This window comes from Pseudomonas sp. CC6-YY-74, assembly GCF_002025205.1.
Classification (GTDB): Bacteria; Pseudomonadota; Gammaproteobacteria; order Pseudomonadales; family Pseudomonadaceae; genus Aquipseudomonas; species Aquipseudomonas paeninsulae.
Window position 1 is genome coordinate 3269771 of sequence record NZ_CP019947.1, and the last position, 19804, is coordinate 3289574.

General features: G+C 59.2%; 14 protein-coding genes. 1 reads left to right on the top strand and 13 read right to left on the bottom strand.

Annotation, left to right across the window (positions count from 1 at the left end; genetic code table 11):
* Positions 1 to 39: 39 nt before the first annotated feature.
* From gltB to B2D37_RS14925, 9 genes are all read right to left on the bottom strand, one after another.
* Positions 40 to 4488, bottom strand: a complete 4449-nt coding sequence (gene gltB, locus B2D37_RS14885) for a glutamate synthase large subunit (RefSeq protein WP_079203418.1) — start codon at positions 4486 to 4488, stop codon at positions 40 to 42.
* 273 nt (positions 4489 to 4761) lie between these two features.
* Entirely contained in the window at positions 4762 to 6336 is a 1575-nt protein-coding gene (locus B2D37_RS14890) for an AAA family ATPase (RefSeq protein WP_079203419.1), read from the bottom strand.
* A gap of 10 nt (positions 6337 to 6346) precedes the next feature.
* The gene (gene aroB / locus B2D37_RS14895; protein ID WP_079203420.1) at positions 6347 to 7450 is read right to left on the bottom strand and encodes a 3-dehydroquinate synthase; all 1104 of its coding nucleotides are present in this window, start codon (positions 7448 to 7450) and stop codon (positions 6347 to 6349) included.
* Between the two features lie 51 nt (positions 7451 to 7501).
* Positions 7502 to 8020: a shikimate kinase AroK gene (gene aroK / locus B2D37_RS23755; protein WP_079203421.1), complete on the bottom strand. Its 519-nt coding sequence runs from the start codon at positions 8018 to 8020 to the stop codon at positions 7502 to 7504.
* Positions 8021 to 8025: 5 nt separating this feature from the next.
* Positions 8026 to 10137, bottom strand: coding sequence for a type IV pilus secretin PilQ (gene pilQ, locus B2D37_RS14905; RefSeq protein ID WP_079204994.1), 2112 nt, complete (start codon positions 10135 to 10137; stop codon positions 8026 to 8028).
* A gap of 54 nt (positions 10138 to 10191) precedes the next feature.
* Complete coding sequence (gene pilP, locus B2D37_RS14910) at positions 10192 to 10719, bottom strand: type 4a pilus biogenesis lipoprotein PilP (RefSeq protein ID WP_079203422.1); 528 nt, start codon at positions 10717 to 10719, stop codon at positions 10192 to 10194.
* Positions 10716 to 11339, bottom strand: a complete 624-nt coding sequence (gene pilO, locus B2D37_RS14915; RefSeq protein ID WP_079203423.1) for a type 4a pilus biogenesis protein PilO — start codon at positions 11337 to 11339, stop codon at positions 10716 to 10718. The genes pilP and pilO overlap by 4 nt, the downstream gene beginning before the upstream one ends.
* The gene (gene pilN / locus B2D37_RS14920) at positions 11336 to 11911 is read right to left on the bottom strand and encodes a type 4a pilus biogenesis protein PilN (protein ID WP_079203424.1); all 576 of its coding nucleotides are present in this window, start codon (positions 11909 to 11911) and stop codon (positions 11336 to 11338) included. Before pilN ends, pilO begins: the two co-directional genes overlap by 4 nt.
* Positions 11911 to 12975, bottom strand: a complete 1065-nt coding sequence (locus B2D37_RS14925) for a pilus assembly protein PilM (RefSeq protein WP_079203425.1) — start codon at positions 12973 to 12975, stop codon at positions 11911 to 11913. Before B2D37_RS14925 ends, pilN begins: the two co-directional genes overlap by 1 nt.
* Before the next feature lie 181 nt (positions 12976 to 13156).
* Between B2D37_RS14925 and B2D37_RS14930 the strand changes: the two genes are divergently transcribed.
* Complete coding sequence (locus tag B2D37_RS14930) at positions 13157 to 15586, top strand: penicillin-binding protein 1A (RefSeq protein ID WP_079203426.1); 2430 nt, start codon at positions 13157 to 13159, stop codon at positions 15584 to 15586.
* Between the two features lie 281 nt (positions 15587 to 15867).
* On the opposite strand, the gene B2D37_RS14935 is transcribed toward B2D37_RS14930, so the two are convergent.
* From B2D37_RS14935 to rpmE, 4 genes are all read right to left on the bottom strand, one after another.
* Entirely contained in the window at positions 15868 to 17136 is a 1269-nt protein-coding gene (locus B2D37_RS14935; RefSeq protein WP_079203427.1) for a malic enzyme-like NAD(P)-binding protein, read from the bottom strand.
* Between the two features lie 104 nt (positions 17137 to 17240).
* Positions 17241 to 18683, bottom strand: coding sequence for a M48 family metalloprotease (locus B2D37_RS14940; RefSeq protein ID WP_079203428.1), 1443 nt, complete (start codon positions 18681 to 18683; stop codon positions 17241 to 17243).
* Positions 18680 to 19480 carry a thermonuclease family protein gene (locus tag B2D37_RS14945; protein ID WP_079204995.1) on the bottom strand — a complete coding sequence of 267 codons (801 nt, stop codon included), beginning with the start codon at positions 19478 to 19480 and terminating at the stop codon, positions 18680 to 18682. Before B2D37_RS14945 ends, B2D37_RS14940 begins: the two co-directional genes overlap by 4 nt.
* 26 nt (positions 19481 to 19506) lie before the next feature.
* Complete coding sequence (gene rpmE, locus B2D37_RS14950) at positions 19507 to 19722, bottom strand: 50S ribosomal protein L31 (RefSeq protein ID WP_079203429.1); 216 nt, start codon at positions 19720 to 19722, stop codon at positions 19507 to 19509.
* Positions 19723 to 19804: the final 82 nt, after the last annotated feature.

The window sequence follows — 19804 nt, forward strand, 5'->3', positions numbered from 1 at the left end:
GCGCTACGCATAGCGTCAGGCGTGCAGCTTGAAACTGCGTTACTGCGGATTGGCACGAGTGCTGGAGAGCAGCGACTTCAGGCTCGCGGCCTTGGGCTTGACCAACCAGAACTTGCGCAGGTAATCGTCGAGGTTTTCCAGCAGGTTGCTCCCCCATTCGCTGGCGGTCTCCTGCACATATTCGGCGAGCACACGCTGCAGATGGCTGCGATAGGCCTCCATCGACTCGTTGTTGATCCGCTGGATCTCCACCAGTTCATGGTTGACCCGGTCGTAGAAGCTGTTGTCCTGGTCGAGCACATAGGCAAAGCCGCCAGTCATGCCGGAACCGAAGTTATAACCGGTCTTGCCCAGCACACAGACGAAACCGCCGGTCATGTACTCGCAGCAATGATCGCCGGTGCCCTCGACCACAGTATGCGCACCGGAGTTGCGCACGGCGAAACGCTCGCCCGCAGTGCCGGCGGCGAACAACTTGCCGCCAGTGGCGCCGTACAGGCAGGTGTTGCCGATGATGGCGCTGTCCTGAGACTTGAATGGACTGCCCTGCGGCGGCACGATCACCAGCTTGCCGGCCGTCATGCCCTTGCCCACGTAATCGTTGGCATCGCCTTCCAGGTACATGTTCAGGCCACCGGCGTTCCACACGCCGAAGCTCTGCCCGGCCGTGCCCTTGAAGCGGAAGGTGATCGGCGCCTTGTTCATGCCCTGATTGCCATGTACACGGGCGATTTCGCCGGATACGCGGGCACCGATGGAGCGGTCGCAGTTGCAAATATCCAGGGCGAATTCGCCACCGCTGGCAGCATCGATTGCCGGCTTGGCCAGTTCGACCATCTTCTCGGCCAGCAGGCCCTTATCGAACGGCGGATTCCTGTCGACCTGACAGAACTGCGGCTTGTCGGCCGGAATGTGGTCGCTACCCAGCAACGGGCTCAGATCCAGGTGATTCTGCTTGGCGGTCTCGCCCGGCAGAATCTCCAGCAGATCGGTCCGCCCGATCAGCTCTTCGAGACTGCGCACGCCGAGCTTGGCCAGCCACTCGCGGGTCTCTTCGGCGACATAGGTGAAGAAGTTCATCACCATCTCGACAGTGCCGATGAAGTGATCCTTGCGCAGCTTGTCGTTCTGCGTGGCGATGCCGGTGGCGCAGTTGTTCAGGTGACAGATACGCAGGTACTTGCAGCCCAGGGCGATCATCGGCGCGGTGCCGAAGCCGAAGCTCTCGGCGCCGAGGATGGCCGCCTTGACCACATCCAGGCCAGTCTTCAGGCCACCGTCGGTCTGCACCCGCACCTTGCCGCGCAGGTCGTTGCCGCGCAGGGTCTGGTGCGTTTCTGCCAGGCCCAGCTCCCACGGCGCGCCGGCGTACTTGATCGAACTCAACGGCGAAGCACCGGTGCCACCGTCGTAACCGGAGATGGTGATCAGGTCGGCATAGGCCTTGGCCACGCCGGCGGCGATGGTGCCGACACCGGCTTCCGCCACCAGCTTGACCGAAACCAGCGCGGCCGGGTTGACCTGCTTGAGGTCATAGATCAGCTGCGCCAGGTCTTCGATCGAATAGATGTCGTGATGCGGCGGCGGCGAAATCAGGGTCACGCCGGGTACGGCATAACGCAGCCGCGCGATCAGGCCGTTGACCTTGCCACCGGGCAGCTGACCGCCCTCACCGGGCTTGGCACCCTGGGCCACCTTGATCTGCAGCACTTCGGCGTTGACCAGGTATTCCGGGGTCACGCCGAAACGGCCGGTGGCCACCTGCTTGATCTTCGAGCTGCGCACCGTGCCATAACGGGCCGGGTCTTCGCCGCCTTCGCCGGAGTTGGAGCGCGCACCCAGGCGGTTCATCGCCTCGGCAATCGCCTCGTGGGCCTCGGGCGACAGCGCACCAAGGGAAATACCGGCGGAGTCGAAGCGCTTGAAGATGCTTTCCAGCGGCTCGACCTGATCGAGATTCAGCGGCTGTTCGGCCAGTTTCAGCTTGAGCAGATCGCGGATCATCGACACCGGGCGGGTATCCACCAGGGCGCTGTATTCCTTGTACTTCTCGTAACTGCCCTGCTGCACGGCGACTTGCAGGGTGCTGACCACGTCCGGGTTGTAGGCATGGTATTCGCCGCCATAGACGAACTTGAGCAAGCCGCCCTGCTGGATCGGCTTGCGCTTGTTCCAGGCCTCGGCCGCGAGCAATTTCTGCTCGGCTTCGAGATCGACGAAACGCGCGCCCTTGATCCGGCTGGCCACGCCACGGAAGCACAGTTCGGTGACTTCATCGGCCAGGCCGACCGCTTCGAACAGCTGTGCACCGCGGTAGGAGGCGACGGTGGAGATGCCCATCTTCGACAGGATCTTCAGCAGACCCTTGGAAATGCCCTTGCGGTAGTACTTGAACACTTCGTAGAGATCGCCCAGCACTTCACCGGTGCGGATCAGGTCGCCGAGCACTTCGTAGGCCAGGAACGGATAGACCGCCGAGGCGCCGAAGCCGAGCAGCACCGCATAGTGGTGCGGGTCACGCGCGGTGGCGGTCTCGACCAGGATGTTGCAATCGCAACGCAGGCCCTTTTCGGTCAGACGATGATGCACGGCACCGGTCACCAGCGCGGCATGGGCCGGCAGCTTGCCGGGCCCAATATTGCGGTCGGTCAGCACCAGCAACACCTTGCCGGAGCGCACCGCTTCCTCGGCCTGGTCGGCCATGTTGCGCACGGCCGCTTCGAGACCGAGCGACTCGTCGTAGTTCATGTCGATCAGCTGACGCTCGAAGCCTGGACGCTCCAGGGTCATCAGCGTGCGCCATTTGGCCGGGGAAATGACCGGCGAGCTGAGGATCACGCGGGTCGCGTGTTCCGGCGACTCCTGGAAGATGTTGCGCTCGGCACCGAGGCAGATCTCCAGGGACATGACGATGGCTTCACGCAGCGGGTCGATCGGCGGGTTGGTAACCTGGGCGAACTGCTGGCGGAAATAATCGTACGGCGAGCGCACCCGCTGCGACAGCACGGCCATTGGAGTATCGTCGCCCATCGAGCCGACGGCTTCCTGACCCTGTTCGGCCAGCGGGCGCAGCACCTGGTCACGCTCCTCGAAGGTGACCTGGTACATCTTCATGTATTGCTTGAGCTGGTCGACGTCATAAAACGCCGAACCATGGTCGTTGTCTTCCATGGTCGCCTGGATACGCAAGGCGTTCTTGCGCAGCCACTGCTTGTAGGGGTGACGCGACTTCAGGCGGTTGTCGATATCGTCGGTGCCCAGCACCTGGCCGGTTTCGGTATCCACGGCGAGGATCTGCCCCGGACCGACACGACCCTTGGCGATCACGTCTTCGGGCTGGTAGTCCCACACGCCGATTTCCGAAGCCAGGGTGATATAACCATTGGTCGTGGTCACCCAGCGCGCCGGGCGCAGGCCGTTGCGGTCGAGCAGGCAGACGGCATAGCGGCCGTCGGTCAGCACCACGCCCGCCGGACCATCCCACGGCTCCATGTGCATGGAGTTGTACTCATAGAACGCGCGCAGATCGGCGTCCATGGTTTCGACGTTCTGCCAGGCTGGCGGAATGATCATGCGCACGCCGCGGAACAGGTCGATGCCGCCGGTGACCATCAGTTCGAGCATATTGTCCATGCTCGATGAATCGGAACCGACGCGGTTGACCAGCGGGCCAAGCTCTTCCAGATCGAAGATCTGGTCATTACTGAACTTGCTGCGCCGAGCCTGTGCCCAGTTGCGGTTACCGGTGATGGTGTTGATCTCGCCATTGTGGGCGAGGAAACGGAACGGTTGCGCCAGCGGCCACTTCGGCAGAGTGTTGGTCGAGAAGCGCTGGTGGAACACGCAAATAGCGGTCTGCAGACGCTCGTCACCCAGGTCCGGGTAGAACTGCTGCAGGTCGGCCGGCATCATCAGGCCTTTGTAGATAATGGTCTTGTGCGAAAAGCTGCAGATGTAGTGATCGCTGTCCGCCGCATTGCTCGTCGACGAACGGCGGCGGGCGCTGAACAACTTGATCGCGAACTCCTGATCGCTGAGCCCCTCGCCACCGATGAACACCTGCTCTATCTGCGGCAGACGATCCAGGGCCAGACGGCCGAGCACGCTGGTGTCGATTGGTACTTTGCGCCAGCCAACCAGGGTCAGCCCGGCAGCCAGAATCTCGCGCTGCATATTCTCGCGCGCGGCTTCAGCTTTTACCGGGTCCTGGTTGAAGAACACCATACCCACGGCGTACTGCATCGGCAGTTCGACCGCGAAGTGCTGCAGGGCCATGGCACGCAGGAAGGCGTCAGGCTTCTGAATCAACAAACCACAACCATCACCCGTCTTGCCGTCGGCGTTGATCCCGCCGCGGTGGGTCATGCAGGTCAGCGCTTCAATAGCGGTCTGCAGCAGGTGATGGCTGGCCTCGCCCTGCATATGGGCGATCAGGCCGAAGCCGCAGTTATCCTTGAACTCATCAGGACGGTACAAACCTGCTTTCATAGGGACTCTCACCAGGCTGCCTCTCAAAGGCAAATCACGTTCTAATTCAAATACTTACCGTGCGCGCAGGGCATAGTGCCAGCTTTGCGCAGGCAAAACGGAGGTCATTGTACATATCCACCAGGGTCGTCACAAATCGGCGTGACGACCCATCGCAAGCTTATGTCGCGAAAACGAAGGAACCGACCAGGCAGTCATGCTACCGACCTGCAAGTCACCGGATGCACATCGATGGCGCACGCCGGGCTGCCGCACGGCCAAACATAGCGCCGGTTAACGGGCCTGGGCGATTTCGTGCCTGATACTGGCATACGTCCGTGGCCACGGCTTGCCAGCCTGCACCTTGCCCGGCAAGCTTTTCAAGGCGACCTGAGCCGCCTCGCGAGTGGCGAAACTACCGTAGGTCACGACATACAGCGGCTGACCTTGATGCTGCTTCTTGAAATAGTGGTACTGCGCCCCGTGCTCACGCACAAACGCCTGAGCACTGCCCTCTGTGCGCGCACCAAGTATTTGCAGGGTATAGCGCGAACCTGCCTGAGCCGCGTACCAATCATCCACCGCCGCAGTCTTCGCTGGCGCAGGTGCTACCGCCACTGGCTTCAACGCAGGCGCCACCACTGGCGCGGGCGGAACGGCCGGCGCAACTGGCACAGGCACAGGGGCCACCGGCACTGCAGGTGGCGCTGGGGGCACCGACGCAATTGGCGCCTCACGTTCATCCACCAGCACACCAACAGCACTCGAACCAGCAACATCCGCGACATCAGCCTCCTCGACCCCGCTCAAGCCAGCAGCACGGGCCAAAGGCTCGCGCATAACCGGCTGAGACTCACCGACCAGGGGCAGCGGGACGGGCCGATTGCTACCCGCGAACTCTATTGCCGGTGCGCCGGCGCCAGCAGCCCCGGAAGCAGGAACAGTCGCATCAACAACAGGCTGCGCGACCCGATCAAGTGACAACTGCGTCGTTACCGGCATAGGCACCTCGCCATCCGAGCGGCCCTGCATCAACCAGGCCGCCAAGACCCCAAGCCCAACCACCGCCAGCGCCAGCAGATGCTTGCGCGGCAAATTGAAGGCAAAGCCGGCGCGCTTGGCGGCACGGCGCTGAACCCGCATGGCCTCGATCAGGGAGTCATGGGCAACCTGATTGATCGCCCCCGGCCAGCCCCCGGACTGTTCGTGAATGGTGGCGACCTGCTCATCCGATAACGCCCCGAGCTCTCGCCCGGCGCCCTCTAAGCGCTGAGCCAGGTACTCACGGGTTTCATCTTCGCTGTAAGGCTGCAATTCGATGGCATGAAAACACTCTTCACCATCGGCCAGCAGTTCAAGCCGCGCAATCAACTCAGGTTCGGCAAACAGGAAAACATGCGGCCGCCCCTCGCTGCTTCCAGCCGCTAGAGCCAGCAAGCTGGCGAGCGCTCCATCACTCAACTGCTCCGCATCGTCGACCAGCAAATAGACGTCCTGCCCGGTCAAGGCCAACTGGCCGACCTGCGCCAGAATCGCCTGCGACTCTGCCTGCTGCACCTGCAAGCCCTGGGCTACCTGGCGCAGAATGCCCGCCGTATCGGCTGCGCCTTGGGCGGAAACAACCACGCTATGCACAGCCTGCTTGTTGGTGCTGGCCACCAGCGCCTGGCGCAGCAGGGTCTTGCCGCTCCCCAGAGGACCGCAGACCAACAGCAGCAACTGGCTGTAACGAGCAAGGTGATGCAACTGGCCCAAGACCGGCTTGCGCTGGGCCGGAAAAAACTTGAACCCCGGCACACGCGCCGCAAAGGGATCGTGGCTGAACTTGTAGTGATCGAGAAAAGCTTCGTCAGCATGCAAACTGGTCATGGGACACTCATTAATGTTCAAGCTGATCCACCAGCGCGGCGTAATCTACGCTCAGCGTGGCATTCAAAATTTCGCGAGGGAAATCACCGGTAACCACGGCCTCGCCGATGTGACGCAATAACACCAGTCGCAACTGACCATCCAGCACCTTTTTATCAACCGCCATGTGCGCCAGAAACTGTTCGGCCGTCATGTCTTGCGGCGGCACAACGGGCAAGCCTGCCGCCTGAAACAGGCGAATACCCCGATTGCGCTCGGCCAGTGAAATCCAACCCAAGCGTTGCGACATCTCCAACGCCATGACCGTGCCCGCGGCTACCGCCTCGCCGTGCAGCCAAACACCATAGCCTTGCTGCGTCTCTATGGCATGCCCGAAGGTATGCCCCAGGTTGAGCGTGGCCCGCAGCCCCGCCTCCCGCTCATCCGCACCGACAATCCGCGCCTTGGCCGCACAGGAGCGTTCGATCGCCGCAGTCAGCGCCTCCTGATCGAGCGCCCGCAGTGCAGGCATGTGCTGCTCGAGCCAGGAGAGAAAAGGCTCGTCACAGATCAAGCCATACTTGATCACCTCGGCCAGACCCGCCGACAGCTCGCGCGCTGGTAAAGTGGCCAGACTGGCCGTATCGATCAAGACTGCTTGCGGCTGATAGAACGCCCCAACCATGTTTTTCCCGAGCGGGTGGTTGATGCCGGTCTTGCCACCCACCGAGGAATCGACCTGGGACAGCAACGTGGTCGGGATCTGGATGAAATTGACCCCCCGCTGATAACAGGCCGCAGCAAAACCGGCCATATCGCCGACAACCCCACCGCCCAGCGCAATCACGGTCGTATGCCGATCGTGTCGTGCGCCGAGCAGACCATCGAAAATTTGCTGCAAAGTCTCCCAGGTTTTGAACGCCTCGCCATCCGGCAAGACAATCGCGGTCACTGTATAACCGGCAAGTGCAGCCCTGAGTGCAGCCAGGTAGAGCGGTGCGACTGTCTCATTGGTGACGATGGCCACCTGCCGGCCAATGATATACGGCGCCAGCAGATCCGCGCGGCGCAATAGATCGGCACCGATATAGATGGGATAACTGCGTTCACCGAGATCGACCTGAAGAATTTGCATGGAGCCCCCGATGTAAAAAGGGCTCTAGAATAGCGCAGTTCAGCCTGCGCTTTAACGGGGAGAAAGCTCTTCGATGCGCTCCAAGATTTCTTGCACAACCAAACGCGGCGGGCGCTCGTCGGTTTGCACGATCACATCGGCAATTTCGCGATACAGCGGATCGCGAATCGCCAACAAATCACTGAGCACTTTTCCCGGGTCGGCAGCACGCAACAATGGACGATTACGGTCACGCGAGGTGCGATCGAGCTGCTGCTCGACCGAGGCATACAGATACACCACTCGACCGCCACGCCTCAATGCTGCACGGTTGTCTGGATGCAGCACCGCACCACCACCAGTGGCCAGCACCAGGCCGTCCAGCTCGCAGAGTTCTGCAATCACCGCCCGCTCGCGCTCGCGAAACCCCTGCTCACCCTCGACATCGAAGATCCATGGAATATCGGCGCCGCTGCGCTGTTCTATCTCCTTGTCGGAGTCTTTGAATAGCAACCGCAACTCTTTGGCCAGCAACCGCCCGATGGTGCTTTTACCAGCGCCCATCGGGCCAACAAGAATAACATTACGCATATATTTCAACGAGATACCGCTACAGCCTGAGTGTTCATGATGCGCGGAGTGAGGAAAATCAACAGTTCCGATTTGCTATCTTTGACCAGGTCGCGCCTGAACAGGACACCCAAGTACGGAATATCGCCAAGGAACGGAACTTTGTCTACCGACTTGCTCTGGGTGTTGGTAAACACGCCACCTATGACAATAGTTTCACCGTCAGCAACCAGAACTTTGGCATTCACCTCATTCTTATTAATCGCAGGGACCCCACCACTCGCAGCCGCATTAGAGAAATCCGGTGCATCCTTGGTGACCTTGACCTCCATGATGATGCGATTATCCGGCGTAATCTGCGGCGTCACTTCCAACGAAAGCGCGGCTTCCTTGAAAGAGGTGCTCGTAGCACCACTTGAGCTCGCTTCCTGATAGGGAACCTCAGAACCCTTCAATATTTTTGCCGTCTCTTTATCCGAGGTCACAACTTTTGGCTGAGAAATAACCTCACCGTTGCCGGTTTTCTCCATGGCGCTTAACTGGAGATCAAGAAGAACGTTGTTGGTAACAAAACCTATACCAATACCCGTCGTAGCGCCGGCAGCACCTAAGTCAACAAAAGGGGTATTTAATGGCGTTTCGCGAATACCGGGAAAACGCCCAACTTGCCCCACGTCACCATCCTCGACCCCGAGGTTTCCATCCTTGCCCCAAGCATTCCATTTGTCACCAGACCAGAAATTACCTCCCCAACGAACACCCAGTGACTTGTCGAAGTCGACATTGGCCTCGACGATCCGCGCCTCCACCATCACCTGACGCACCGGAATATCGAGTTGAGCGACGATCCGGCGCAACTCATCCAGACGACCCTGAGTCTGATAAGCAATGATGCTGTTGGTTCTGTCGTCGACCGTTATCGAGCCGCGTTCATCTACAGAGCCCTCTGCGCTGGTGACCGACTGGAACAACTTGGCCATGTCGCTGGCCTTGGCATAGTTCACTTGAATCAGCTCGCGCCGCAGTGGCGCCAACTCTGCAATCTGTTTCTGCGACTCGAGTTCCTGACGCTCGCGCGCGGCAATCTCATCCGCCGGAGCCACCAACAGCACATTGCCCACCTTGCGCTTGTCCAGGCCTTTGGTTTTCAGCACCAGATCCAGCGCCTGATCCCAAGGCACATTCTGCAAGCGCAAGGTAATGTTGCCCCGTACTGTATCGCTGGCCACCAGGTTCAGATCGGTGAAGTCCGCGATCAACTGCAGTACTGAGCGAACATCGATGTCCTGGAAATTTAAGGACAACTTCTCGCCACTATAAGCAAACCGCTCGCTTTTACGCGTTTCAACTTCATCCTGGGTCAACGGCTTGATGCTGAGCGTGAGCTTATTGTCGGTTTGATATGCCAGATAATCATAGAAACCTGTCGGCTCGATCACGATACTCGCTTTGTCAGCCGAGCCCGTGGCGCTGACGAACTGTACTGGCGTAGCGAAATCCTTGACGTCCAGGCGAACGCGTAGCGCCTCAGGCAATTGAGTCTTGGCGAAGTCCAGGCGAATCTTGCCACCCTGCTCTTGAATATCAGGGCTTACCGAAGCATCCGACAGGGTAATCACAACATTACCCTCGCCTTGCTCGCCCCGCTGGAAATCAATATTGCTAATAGCCTTGCCATGTGCGGCATAGCTCTTTACCGGCGCAGCGGTACTGACAACTGCCGCTGCAGCCGCCGGCCGCACTGACGCTGAGCCGGACGCCCCTTCACCAACCACAACATAAAGGTTGTTGCCATCGGCCCGCGTATTGTAGGGAGCCAAGCTGGTCAGATTGATGATCAACCGGGTCCGGTCCTTGGCTTCGACCACGGTGACACTGCGCGCGTTACCCACGCCCAGCTCTCGGTTCTTCGTACCCAATTTGCTGGAAACACCCGGGAAATCCAGGGCAATCCGCGCCGGCTGCTCTATCGTATAGCCGCGCGGAGCAAGCACCGGCTCATCGAACGTCAACTTCAATTCGACGCGATCACCTGGCAACGCAGAAACATCAAGCGCCTGCAGGTCAGCGGCCAACAAGGCCGGCGATAGCAACAACGCTAATAGAGAGATACCTAGATGCGATAAGGGGCTATTCATTCTTGGGTTCCGTTGGGCAGACCGGTTATTTTTTTTCATAATCATTCCGCTCATTCAAGAGCGCTCCTTGAGGGAGAGACTGCGCGGTCGCTCGAGCCAGCCACCTTCACCGTCTGGAACGATCTCGATCACATCGATTTTTGCTTCATCTATCGCCAGGATGCGGCCGTAATTTCGGCCCAAATAATCCCCCACCTTGACGCGATGAACCCCTCCCGCCCCGTTCACCAAAGCAAACACATCGGTTGCATTGGCAAGCGTACCGACCATTTCGAAGACCTCGATATTGAAACTCTCGAGGAACTGCTTGACCCGCGATTCATCCGGTTTAACTTCCTGCGAGCCCTTTTGACGGCGCACCATGTCGATTTTGACCGGCGGTTGGAACGGACTGCGCAGAGAAGAAGCCCCATATGTGAACGCTTCATAGGGTTGAAATTTTGGCAAAGGCTCGATCGAGCCTTTCGGTCTGGCGCGAACCTCATCCAAGAATGACTGCAGATCGGAAAAATCGCCCCCCGAGCCACACCCCTGCAAAAACGACAACAAACAGACAGATACAGCCAAACGAAGAATCTTCATTTATCCATCCCTTTATCGTTATAACGATATGTCTTCGCCATAACACTCATTCGAATGACAGAAGCGCTCTCCGTGCTAACCGGTTTAGTGTCGAAATCATGCAGCGTCACAATTCGCGGAAGGCTGGCGACACCACTGACAAAGGTCGCCAAGTCATGGTAACTACCCACCACAACCACCTGGATAGGTAGCTCTATATAAAATGGCTGCGTCACCTCGGGAAGCAACTTGATCTCTTCGAACTCAAGGCCGCTACCCAGACCAGTACGAGTAATGTCCTCCAGCAGTCCAGGCACCTCGGTATCGCTTGGCAGTTGGCGCAACAGAGTCCCGAAGGAAATTTCCATCTCCTTCATCTGCTCCTTATAGGCCTCCAGATTTGCAGCCTGGAAAGCCTTGCTGGAAAATTGCTGCTTGAGAGCTTGCTCCTCCCCCTGCGACCGCTCTAGGCTGGCCTGTAAATCCTTCAGATGGAAGTTATAACCAAGCGCCAGCATTACCACGAAAAATAAAACAAAAACGATGCCTTTGATAACAGCTGGCCATGAACCGATATTATTCAGTTCAAGATTACTGAGTTCAATCTTGCGCAAATTCTCGATGGATTCAGCCAGGCTCATTTCTCATCACCTTCTACCGGCTCAACGCCAGGCTGCGTTTGCTTAACCGTCAGCTGGAACACATTGGCCTGATCCAGAGCACCTGCGGTGGTGGCTTTGACCTGCGTCAAGTTAGGCGCATGCAGCCAATCGGACGCATCCAGATTACGCATCAAATTCGACACCCGGTTGTTCGACTCAGCCGCCCCGACAATTGCAATATTCTTGCCTGTCATTTTGACGCTGGTGAAATACACGCCATCCGGCAAGGTCCGCACCAACTGGTCGAATACTCGCCCGATGATCGGCCTATTGCCCTGCAAGTCCTGAATGATTTTCATGCGCTCCAGTAATTGCTGGCGTCGCGTCTTCAGTTCGCTAATCTCCTTGATGCGGGCATCCAGCACTGCAATTTCTTTGCGCACGAACTGGTTGCGTGCATTTTGCTGCTCGATTGCACCGCTCAGATACTGATCACCAAGGAACACCGTACCGGCAGCGACCACCACGACACCGACGAGCGTCACCAGAAAGCGCTGCTTGCGCTCCTCGCGTAACTGCTCGCGCCATGGAAGAAGGTTAATCCGCGCCATTAATCGAAACTCCTCATCGCCAGACCACAGGCAATCATCAATGCTGGGGCATCACTGGCCAACGCTCCAGCATTGACCCTGCTGCTCAGTGCCATGTCCGCGAAAGGATTGGCAACCAGGGTTTGCGTGCCGATCTTTTGCTGAATCAGACGATCGAGGTCGGGAATGGAAGCCGTGCCGCCAGCCAGAAGAATGTAATCGACATCATTGAACTGACCTGCAGCAAAGAAGAATTGCAGGGAGCGCGAAACTTGCTGTACGACCGCGTCCTTGAACGGCTGTAATACTTCGCTGTCGTAGTCATCGGGAAGGCCGCCCTGTTTTTTCGCAAGACCGGCTTCCTCCACGGACAGACCGTAACGCCGCTGGATTTCCTCGGTGAGCTGCTTGCCGCCAAATAGCTGCTCACGCGTATAAATAGTGCGGCCATTGTGCAACACGCTGAGCGTGGTCATGGTTGCACCAATATCGACCACGGCCACCGTCAGCTCGTCATGCCCGCTACCAAGCTGCTCCGTGAGCAAGCCATAAGCACGCTCCAGGGCGTAGGCTTCGACATCGACCACTTTGGCGACCAACCCGGCCAAGGCCAGGGCGGCCTCGCGAACCTCTACGTTCTCCTTGCGGCAGGCTGCCAGCAGCACCTCGACCCGATCAGGATTCCGCGGCGAAGAGCCTTGCACCTCGAAATCAATAGCCACTTCTTCAAGCGGATATGGAATGTACTGATCGGCCTCGACCTTCAGTTGATTCTCGAGATCATCATCAGAAAGCCCGGCTTCCATCTCGATGGTCTTGGTAATCACCGCGGAGCCAGCTACAGCGACCGCTACGGATTTCACACCGGTCTTGGCTTTGGCCAGCACACGCGCAAGCGCCTGCCCGACCCCCTCAAGTTCGGCAATATTTTTCTCGACCACCGCATTTGGTGGGAGCGGCTCGACAGCGTAAGCCTCTACCTTGTAGCGGCTTCCTGAGCGACTCAATTCGAGGAGCTTGACGGAGGTCGAACTGATATCGATCCCCAGCAGCGTATTCGCTTTCTTATTGAAGAGCCCTAGCACGACCGATTTCCTATTGGCATCCGCGACTTACGGACTATTTATGTTTTTTTACATTAAATAACAGTCTTGACAGAAGCGCAAATGGATCACCGGGAAAAAAAACGCTTATAATGTGATCAGTTTTTCCCTTTTAGCATTGCCTTCCGCTTAACTCATTCTTTTATCTGGAAATACAAAAATTTTGATGCGTTTGCTGAAATTCATCTGTTGGTCTGGTGTCGCCACTTTTTGTGCGTTGTTACTCAGTTTCAGTGGCGCTTTTCTCTATCTCAGCCCAAGCCTGCCGTCCATTGAAACGTTGCGCAGCATCCAGTTGCAGATCCCTCTGCGGGTATACAGCAGCGACGCCAAGCTGATCGCGGAATTTGGCGAAATGCGCCGTTCGCCGATCAAATTCGAGGACATCCCACCTGATTTCATCGGCGCCCTGCTTGCCGCGGAAGATGACAACTTTGCGAACCATTATGGCGTCGACCTTACCAGCTTGATGCGCGCTGCCACGCAAATATTAAAAAGCGGACACATCCAGAGTGGCGGCAGCACCATCACCATGCAGGTGGCGAAGAATTACTTCCTGTCCAGTGAAAGAAGCTTCTCACGCAAAATCAATGAGATCCTCCTTGCGCTGCAGATCGAGCGTGAATTGAGCAAGGATGAAATCCTCGAACTCTATGTCAACAAGATCTACCTCGGCCACCGCGCTTACGGAATCGAAGCCGCCGCTCAAGTCTATTACGGCAAATCGATCAAAGAGCTCAGCCTCGCCCAACTGGCGATGATTGCAGGCCTGCCGAAAGCGCCCTCACGCTACAATCCTCTTGCCAACCCCAGCCGCGCCAAAGAACGCCGCGACTGGATCCTCGGACGCATGCACATGCTTGGCCGGATCGACCAGCAGAGCTATGAAACCGCACTGGCCGAGCCTGGCGACGCCAGCCTCCACGCCTCTGACCCCGAAGTCACGGCCCCCTATGTAGCGGAAATGGTTCGCGCGGAAATGGTCGGCCGCTATGGCAGCGAGGCTTACACCCAAGGTTTCAGCGTCACTACCACCGTCCCAAGCGACTTGCAGAACACGGCCAACGCGGCCGTTCGCGAAGGCTTGATCGCCTACGATCAGCGCCATGGCTATCGCGGCCCGATCCGCCGCCTGCCCGACATGGGCAAAGCAGACTGGCTGAGCGAGTTGGCCAAACGACGCACGTTGGGCGACCTAGAACCCGCAATTGTCAGCCAAATCGAAAAAAGCGGCATTCTCGTCCTGCTGCGCAGCGGCGAGGAAGAGGCGGTCGCCTGGGACAGCATGAAATGGGCACGCCCCTTCCTTAACACCAACAGTCTCGGCCCTCGCCCGCAGCAACCAGGCGATGTCACCCAGGTTGGCGATCTAATTCGCGTGCAACGCCAGAACGATGGCAGTTTGCGCTTCGTCCAGTTGCCGCAGGCGCAGAGCGCGCTGGTTTCACTTGATCCGCACAACGGCGCGATCCGCGCGCTGGTCGGCGGTTTCTCATTCGAGCAAAGCAAATACAACCGTGCCGCGCAAGCCAAGCGTCAGCCGGGCTCCAGCTTCAAACCCTTTATCTACAGCGCCGCACTGGACCGTGGCTTCACCGCCGCGAGCCTGGTGAACGATGCGCCGATCGTGTTTGTCGACGAGTACCTCGACCAGGGCTGGCGACCGAAAAACGACAACAACACCTTCCTCGGCCCTATTCGCCTGCGCGAGGCCCTTTATAAGTCACGCAATCTGGTGTCGATTCGCCTGCTGCAAGCTATCGGCATCGACTACGCCCTGGACTACGTCAGCCGCTTTGGCTTCGACAAACAGGACCTCCCGCGCAACTTGTCCCTGGCGCTTGGCACAGCCAACCTGACGCCACTGGAAGTTGCTCGCGGCTGGTCCACGTTTGCCAACGGCGGTTACAAAACCCAGCCCTACCTGATCGAGCGCATTGACGGCCGTTACGGCGAACCGCTGTTTATCGCCAACCCCGCAAGCACCCCAAACGCGGTAACCGCCGCTGTAGTCGACCCAGTAGCCACTACCGACAACTCCGAGCAGACGCCTGAGCAAGCGCTGGTTGCGAACGAGCCTGTTGCCGCAGAGCGCATCATCGACGAACGCACCGCCTTTATCATGACCAGCATGCTGCAAGACGTGATCAAGCGCGGCACCGGCCGCAGAGCCCTGGCCCTGGGCCGCAATGATCTGGCCGGAAAAACCGGCACGACCAACGAGTCCAAAGACAGCTGGTTCTCCGGCTACAACGCCGATTATGTGACTACCGTCTGGGCCGGCTTCGATCAACCGGAAAGCCTCGGCAGGCATGAATACGGCGGCACCATCGCCCTGCCGATCTGGATGAGCTACATGGGCAGCGCTCTCCAAGATCACCCCAGCCATGCACCTGCGGAACCCAAAGGCCTGCTGACCCTGCGCATTGATCCCTATAGCGGCCGTGCAGCCACGCCTGGCACCGCTGACGCCTTCTTCGAGCTGTTCAAGAGCGAAGACTCGCCACCCCCTATGAGCGAGTTGGACCCAGGCATTCGCGCGCCGGGCAGCCCACTGCCAGCTGACGAATCGGCACCGATCGACTTGTTCTAGAGCAAGAGAGGCGACGGCAAGCTGCAAGGAATCAGCGCCACTTGGGGAGCAAGGTCGCAGCGACGCGGTGCTTGTGCTTTGGCGCGAACAAGCGCGCGCCCGCCTGGATGTGGTGAATGCCACAAGCGGTAAGCGCCTGGCGCAGAGGGGAGACGTCGCCGTAGACCAGACGAGCCGTGGGGTTCGGCTGCCTGCGATGATCGCCCGCCCGCCCAGGAGCCAGACTCATGCTCTGCACACATAAAAAAACCCGCCGAAGCGGGTTTTTTTATGTGTGCAGCTTAGCCGTTGAACACATCATCCACCGATGTCAGCGGATAGTGTTTCGGGTAGGGCAGCGTTGCCACACCGCTTTCGATGGCAGCCTTGGCCACGGCATCGCAGACCACGGTGATCAGGCGTGGGTCCATCGGCTTGGGAATGATGTACTCACGACCGAACGAAAGCGAAATGCCACCGTAGGCATCACAGACTTCCTGCGACACCGGCAGCTTGGCCAGATCACGCAGGGCCAGAGCCGCGGCGATTTTCATCTCTTCGTTGATGCGAGTGGCGCGAACGTCCAGGGCACCACGGAAGATGAACGGGAAGCCCAACACGTTGTTGACCTGGTTCGGGTAATCCGAACGACCGGTGGCCATGATCACGTCATTGCGTGCGGCATGGGCCAGTTCCGGAGCGATTTCCGGATCCGGGTTGGAGCACGCGAACACGATCGGGTTGGCCGCCATGCGCTTGAGGTCTTCCGCCGGGAGCAGATTGGCACCGGACAGACCGACGAACACATCGGCGCCCTCGAGAGCCTCGGACAGCGTGCGCTTGTCGGTCTCAGTGGCAAATATCGCCTTGTACTGGTTCAGATCGTCACGACCCGCGTGGATCACACCCTTGCGGTCGATCATGTAGATGTTTTCGACCTTGGCACCCATGCTCACCAGCAGCTTCATGCAGGATGTCGCCGCGGCACCGGCGCCCAGGCAGACGATCTTCGCCTGTTCCAGGGTCTTGCCGGCGATTTCCAGGGCGTTGAGCATGCCGGCGGCGGTAACGATAGCGGTACCGTGCTGGTCATCGTGGAAAACCGGTATGTCGCACTGCTCGATCAACGCACGCTCGATCTCAAAGCACTCCGGTGCCTTGATGTCTTCCAGGTTGATGCCGCCAAAGGTGATGGAAATGCGCTTGACCGTGTCGATAAAGGCTTGCGGGCTTTCAGCGTCGACTTCGATGTCGAAGACGTCGATACCGGCGAAGCGCTTGAACAGCACACCCTTGCCTTCCATAACCGGCTTGGAAGCCAACGGACCGAGGTTACCCAAGCCCAGAATCGCGGTACCGTCGGAAATCACCGCGACCAGATTGCCCTTACCGGTATAACGGTAAGCCAATTCAGGGTCACGTGCGATTTCACGCACAGGCTCGGCAACTCCCGGGCTGTAGGCCAGTGCCAGGTCGCGAGCAGTGGCAGTGGGCTTGGTCAGCTCGACACTCAGCTTACCCGGACGGGGTTTTGCATGATATTCGAGAGCGGCAGTTTTCAAATCAGACATAGGGGCATTTCCGCTTTTTTGGCTGTTGAACAGGCAGGCGGCCGAGGATACGCAAGTTGTATACATCTGCACAAGACTGTTAAGCCTTGCCCGAATCCACGTGACTAACGCACGACCTTGAGCCAGCTGCCAGGGGCTGGCTCACCTGCGGGATAGAGATTATTGAGCAGGCGCAAGGTCGCCTGGGCATCACCCGGCAACTTGCTTTGTCTGGCCAGCGCCGCCATGCCCTGCCCACTTTGCGCCTTGACCAGATGCAGCCGCAGCGGCTCTGCCAGACGCCGCTCGGCTGCGGTAAGCGGACGCAAGCTCTTGATCACCTTGAGAAAGGTCTCATCGTGAGCCTCCAGCGACGTGCGTCCGCGTACCGCCGCAACAAACAGGTAAGCGCGCTGCCCCTGCAACAGCACCGCAACGCGCTTGGCGGCAGTGCCGGGAATGATGGCGCTGTAGCCCGACAACCCGGCCTGGCGCAATTCACTTTCAGCCGTCAAACGCTGCCCGCCGACAAGCTGACGCAGCAGTTGAGCGGCAGAGAGGTGCTGTGGATTGGCCTGCTGGGTCATGGCGATAAAGGCCTGCTGATCGGCACTATGACCGATCAGCGCATCCGGCCGATTGACCATGCCCCAGCCTTGCGGGAACTCCAGGGTCAAGCCCAGTTCCGCATGGTAGAAATGCTGGCCACGGCGCACCCCGCTGGCGGCGGAATCACCAAATGGCAGCCCATTCAGATGCTTGATAAAGGCGTCGCGATTGATTTCTTGCTGCCCGGTTGCCAACGCCCGCGCCGGCCCCAGAACCTGCTGCAGACGCCGATCATTATCCGGATGGGTATCGAATACGCCGTGATAGCCGCCCGCCGGCTGCGCCTGACCACGCTTGGCCGCCTGTTCGCGAGCGAAGTCTTCCTGGCTTTTCAGCACCTTGACCACTTCGATCATCGCCTGCGGGTCATAGCCACTGCGCGCCAGATACTGGGCACCCAAACCATCGGCCTCCAACTCCATGTCGCGGCCATAGCCACGCACGAAGGCACTGCCCAAGGCAGTGGTCAGGTCGGCCGCTGCACCGACACCGGTGCCGATTGCCAGCGCCTGACCGAGCATACCCCAGGCGCTCGACTGACTTTGCTGCTGCACACCGTGCCGTGCGGTGACATGCCCAACTTCGTGGCCCAATACCGCAGCCAGTTCGGCTTCCGAGTTGAGATAGGCGAGTAGCCCGCGGTGAATATAGATATAGCCGCCCGGCAGGGCGAAGGCGTTGAAATCTGGGCTGTCCACCACGGTGAATTGGTAATTGAGCTGGTTGCGATGACTGTGCCTGGCCACTCGCTCGCCGACCTGCTGGACATACGCCTGCAGTTTCTCGTCGGCATAGCGAGGGTATTGCTTGAGGATTTCCTGGCTGTAGCGCCGACCAAGCTCCAGCTCCTGTCGCTCACTCATCATCACGAAATTGCTGCGCCCGGTGGCGGGATTGACCGCACAACCTGCCAGCTGGCCGAGGAGCAGCAGTGCTACCGCCAAATAACGTAGGCTCATGGCAGCACCTCCAGCATCGACTCATGGGTCACGGGCAACATCCAGCGTGCCTGTCCCGGTTTTACCCCTGCGCGGCGGGAGCGGTCAACCACCCAGCCCCGGACTGCGACCTGGTGCCCAGTCAAGCTGTGCAACCAACCGATATCGAAGCCATCCTGTGCCTGCGGCGGCACACGTAGAACCAACCCACCACCCAGCTCCAGCCACACCCCGCCGCGATTGCGTTCGACCCGCTCGACCCGCCCCTCGATCAGGGCAAAACCGCCGCGACTCAACTGTCCGGGCGTTTGTACCGGCGAGCGCCGCCACAGGCCGATGCGCGACTGCCGGGCAAGCCGCTCGGCCGCCTGCTGGCACTCGACCAGCGCCACATTGGGCGCAATCGCCACCAGATAGCCGAGCCCTTCGGCCAACAGTTGCGCTTCGAGGTTGCGGCCCTTGCCGTCATAGGCATGCGCCAGGGTACGGCCGTAGTGATCCTTGGGTTCACGGCCAAGCTGCAAACCGACGCGCCCGTCATTGGCCGCCACCAACTCGCTCAAGCGGCGGCGCGCGGCCTCGGCAAAGGGTTCGGCGCTGCGCCCATCACGCCCAAGCTCGGGGCTGTTCAGACCGATCAGCCGCACACTGCGGCCATCGTGCAAGCGCAAGGTGTCGCCATCGACGATCCGCTGCACGCTGAAGCTCGGCAATTGGCCGGGCTCGGGACAGAACGCCTGGGCGGAGGTTAGGCAAAACACGGACACAAAAAAGGCGCCCACCAGGGACGCCTTTTTCAGTAGCGAAGAACCACCCATCAGGGTACCCGTCGCTGCGCGCAAGCTTACTGCTTGGCGCCGAACATGCCGAAACGCTGCTTGAAGCGATCAACACGGCCGCCGGTATCCAGCATTTTCTGCTTGCCGGTGTAGAACGGGTGGCACTCGTTGCACACGTCCAGGCTCAGCGGCTTGGCCAGGGTGGAGCGAGTTTCGATCACGTTGCCACAGCTGCAGGTAGCAGTGAGGCCTTCGTAGTTCGGATGGATATCGGCTTTCATGGTGTATTCCTCGGGGCTGACATGCCGCCACCCGACACTATTGTCGAGTACCGCACTTAATTAGGCCGGGATGATACCAGAG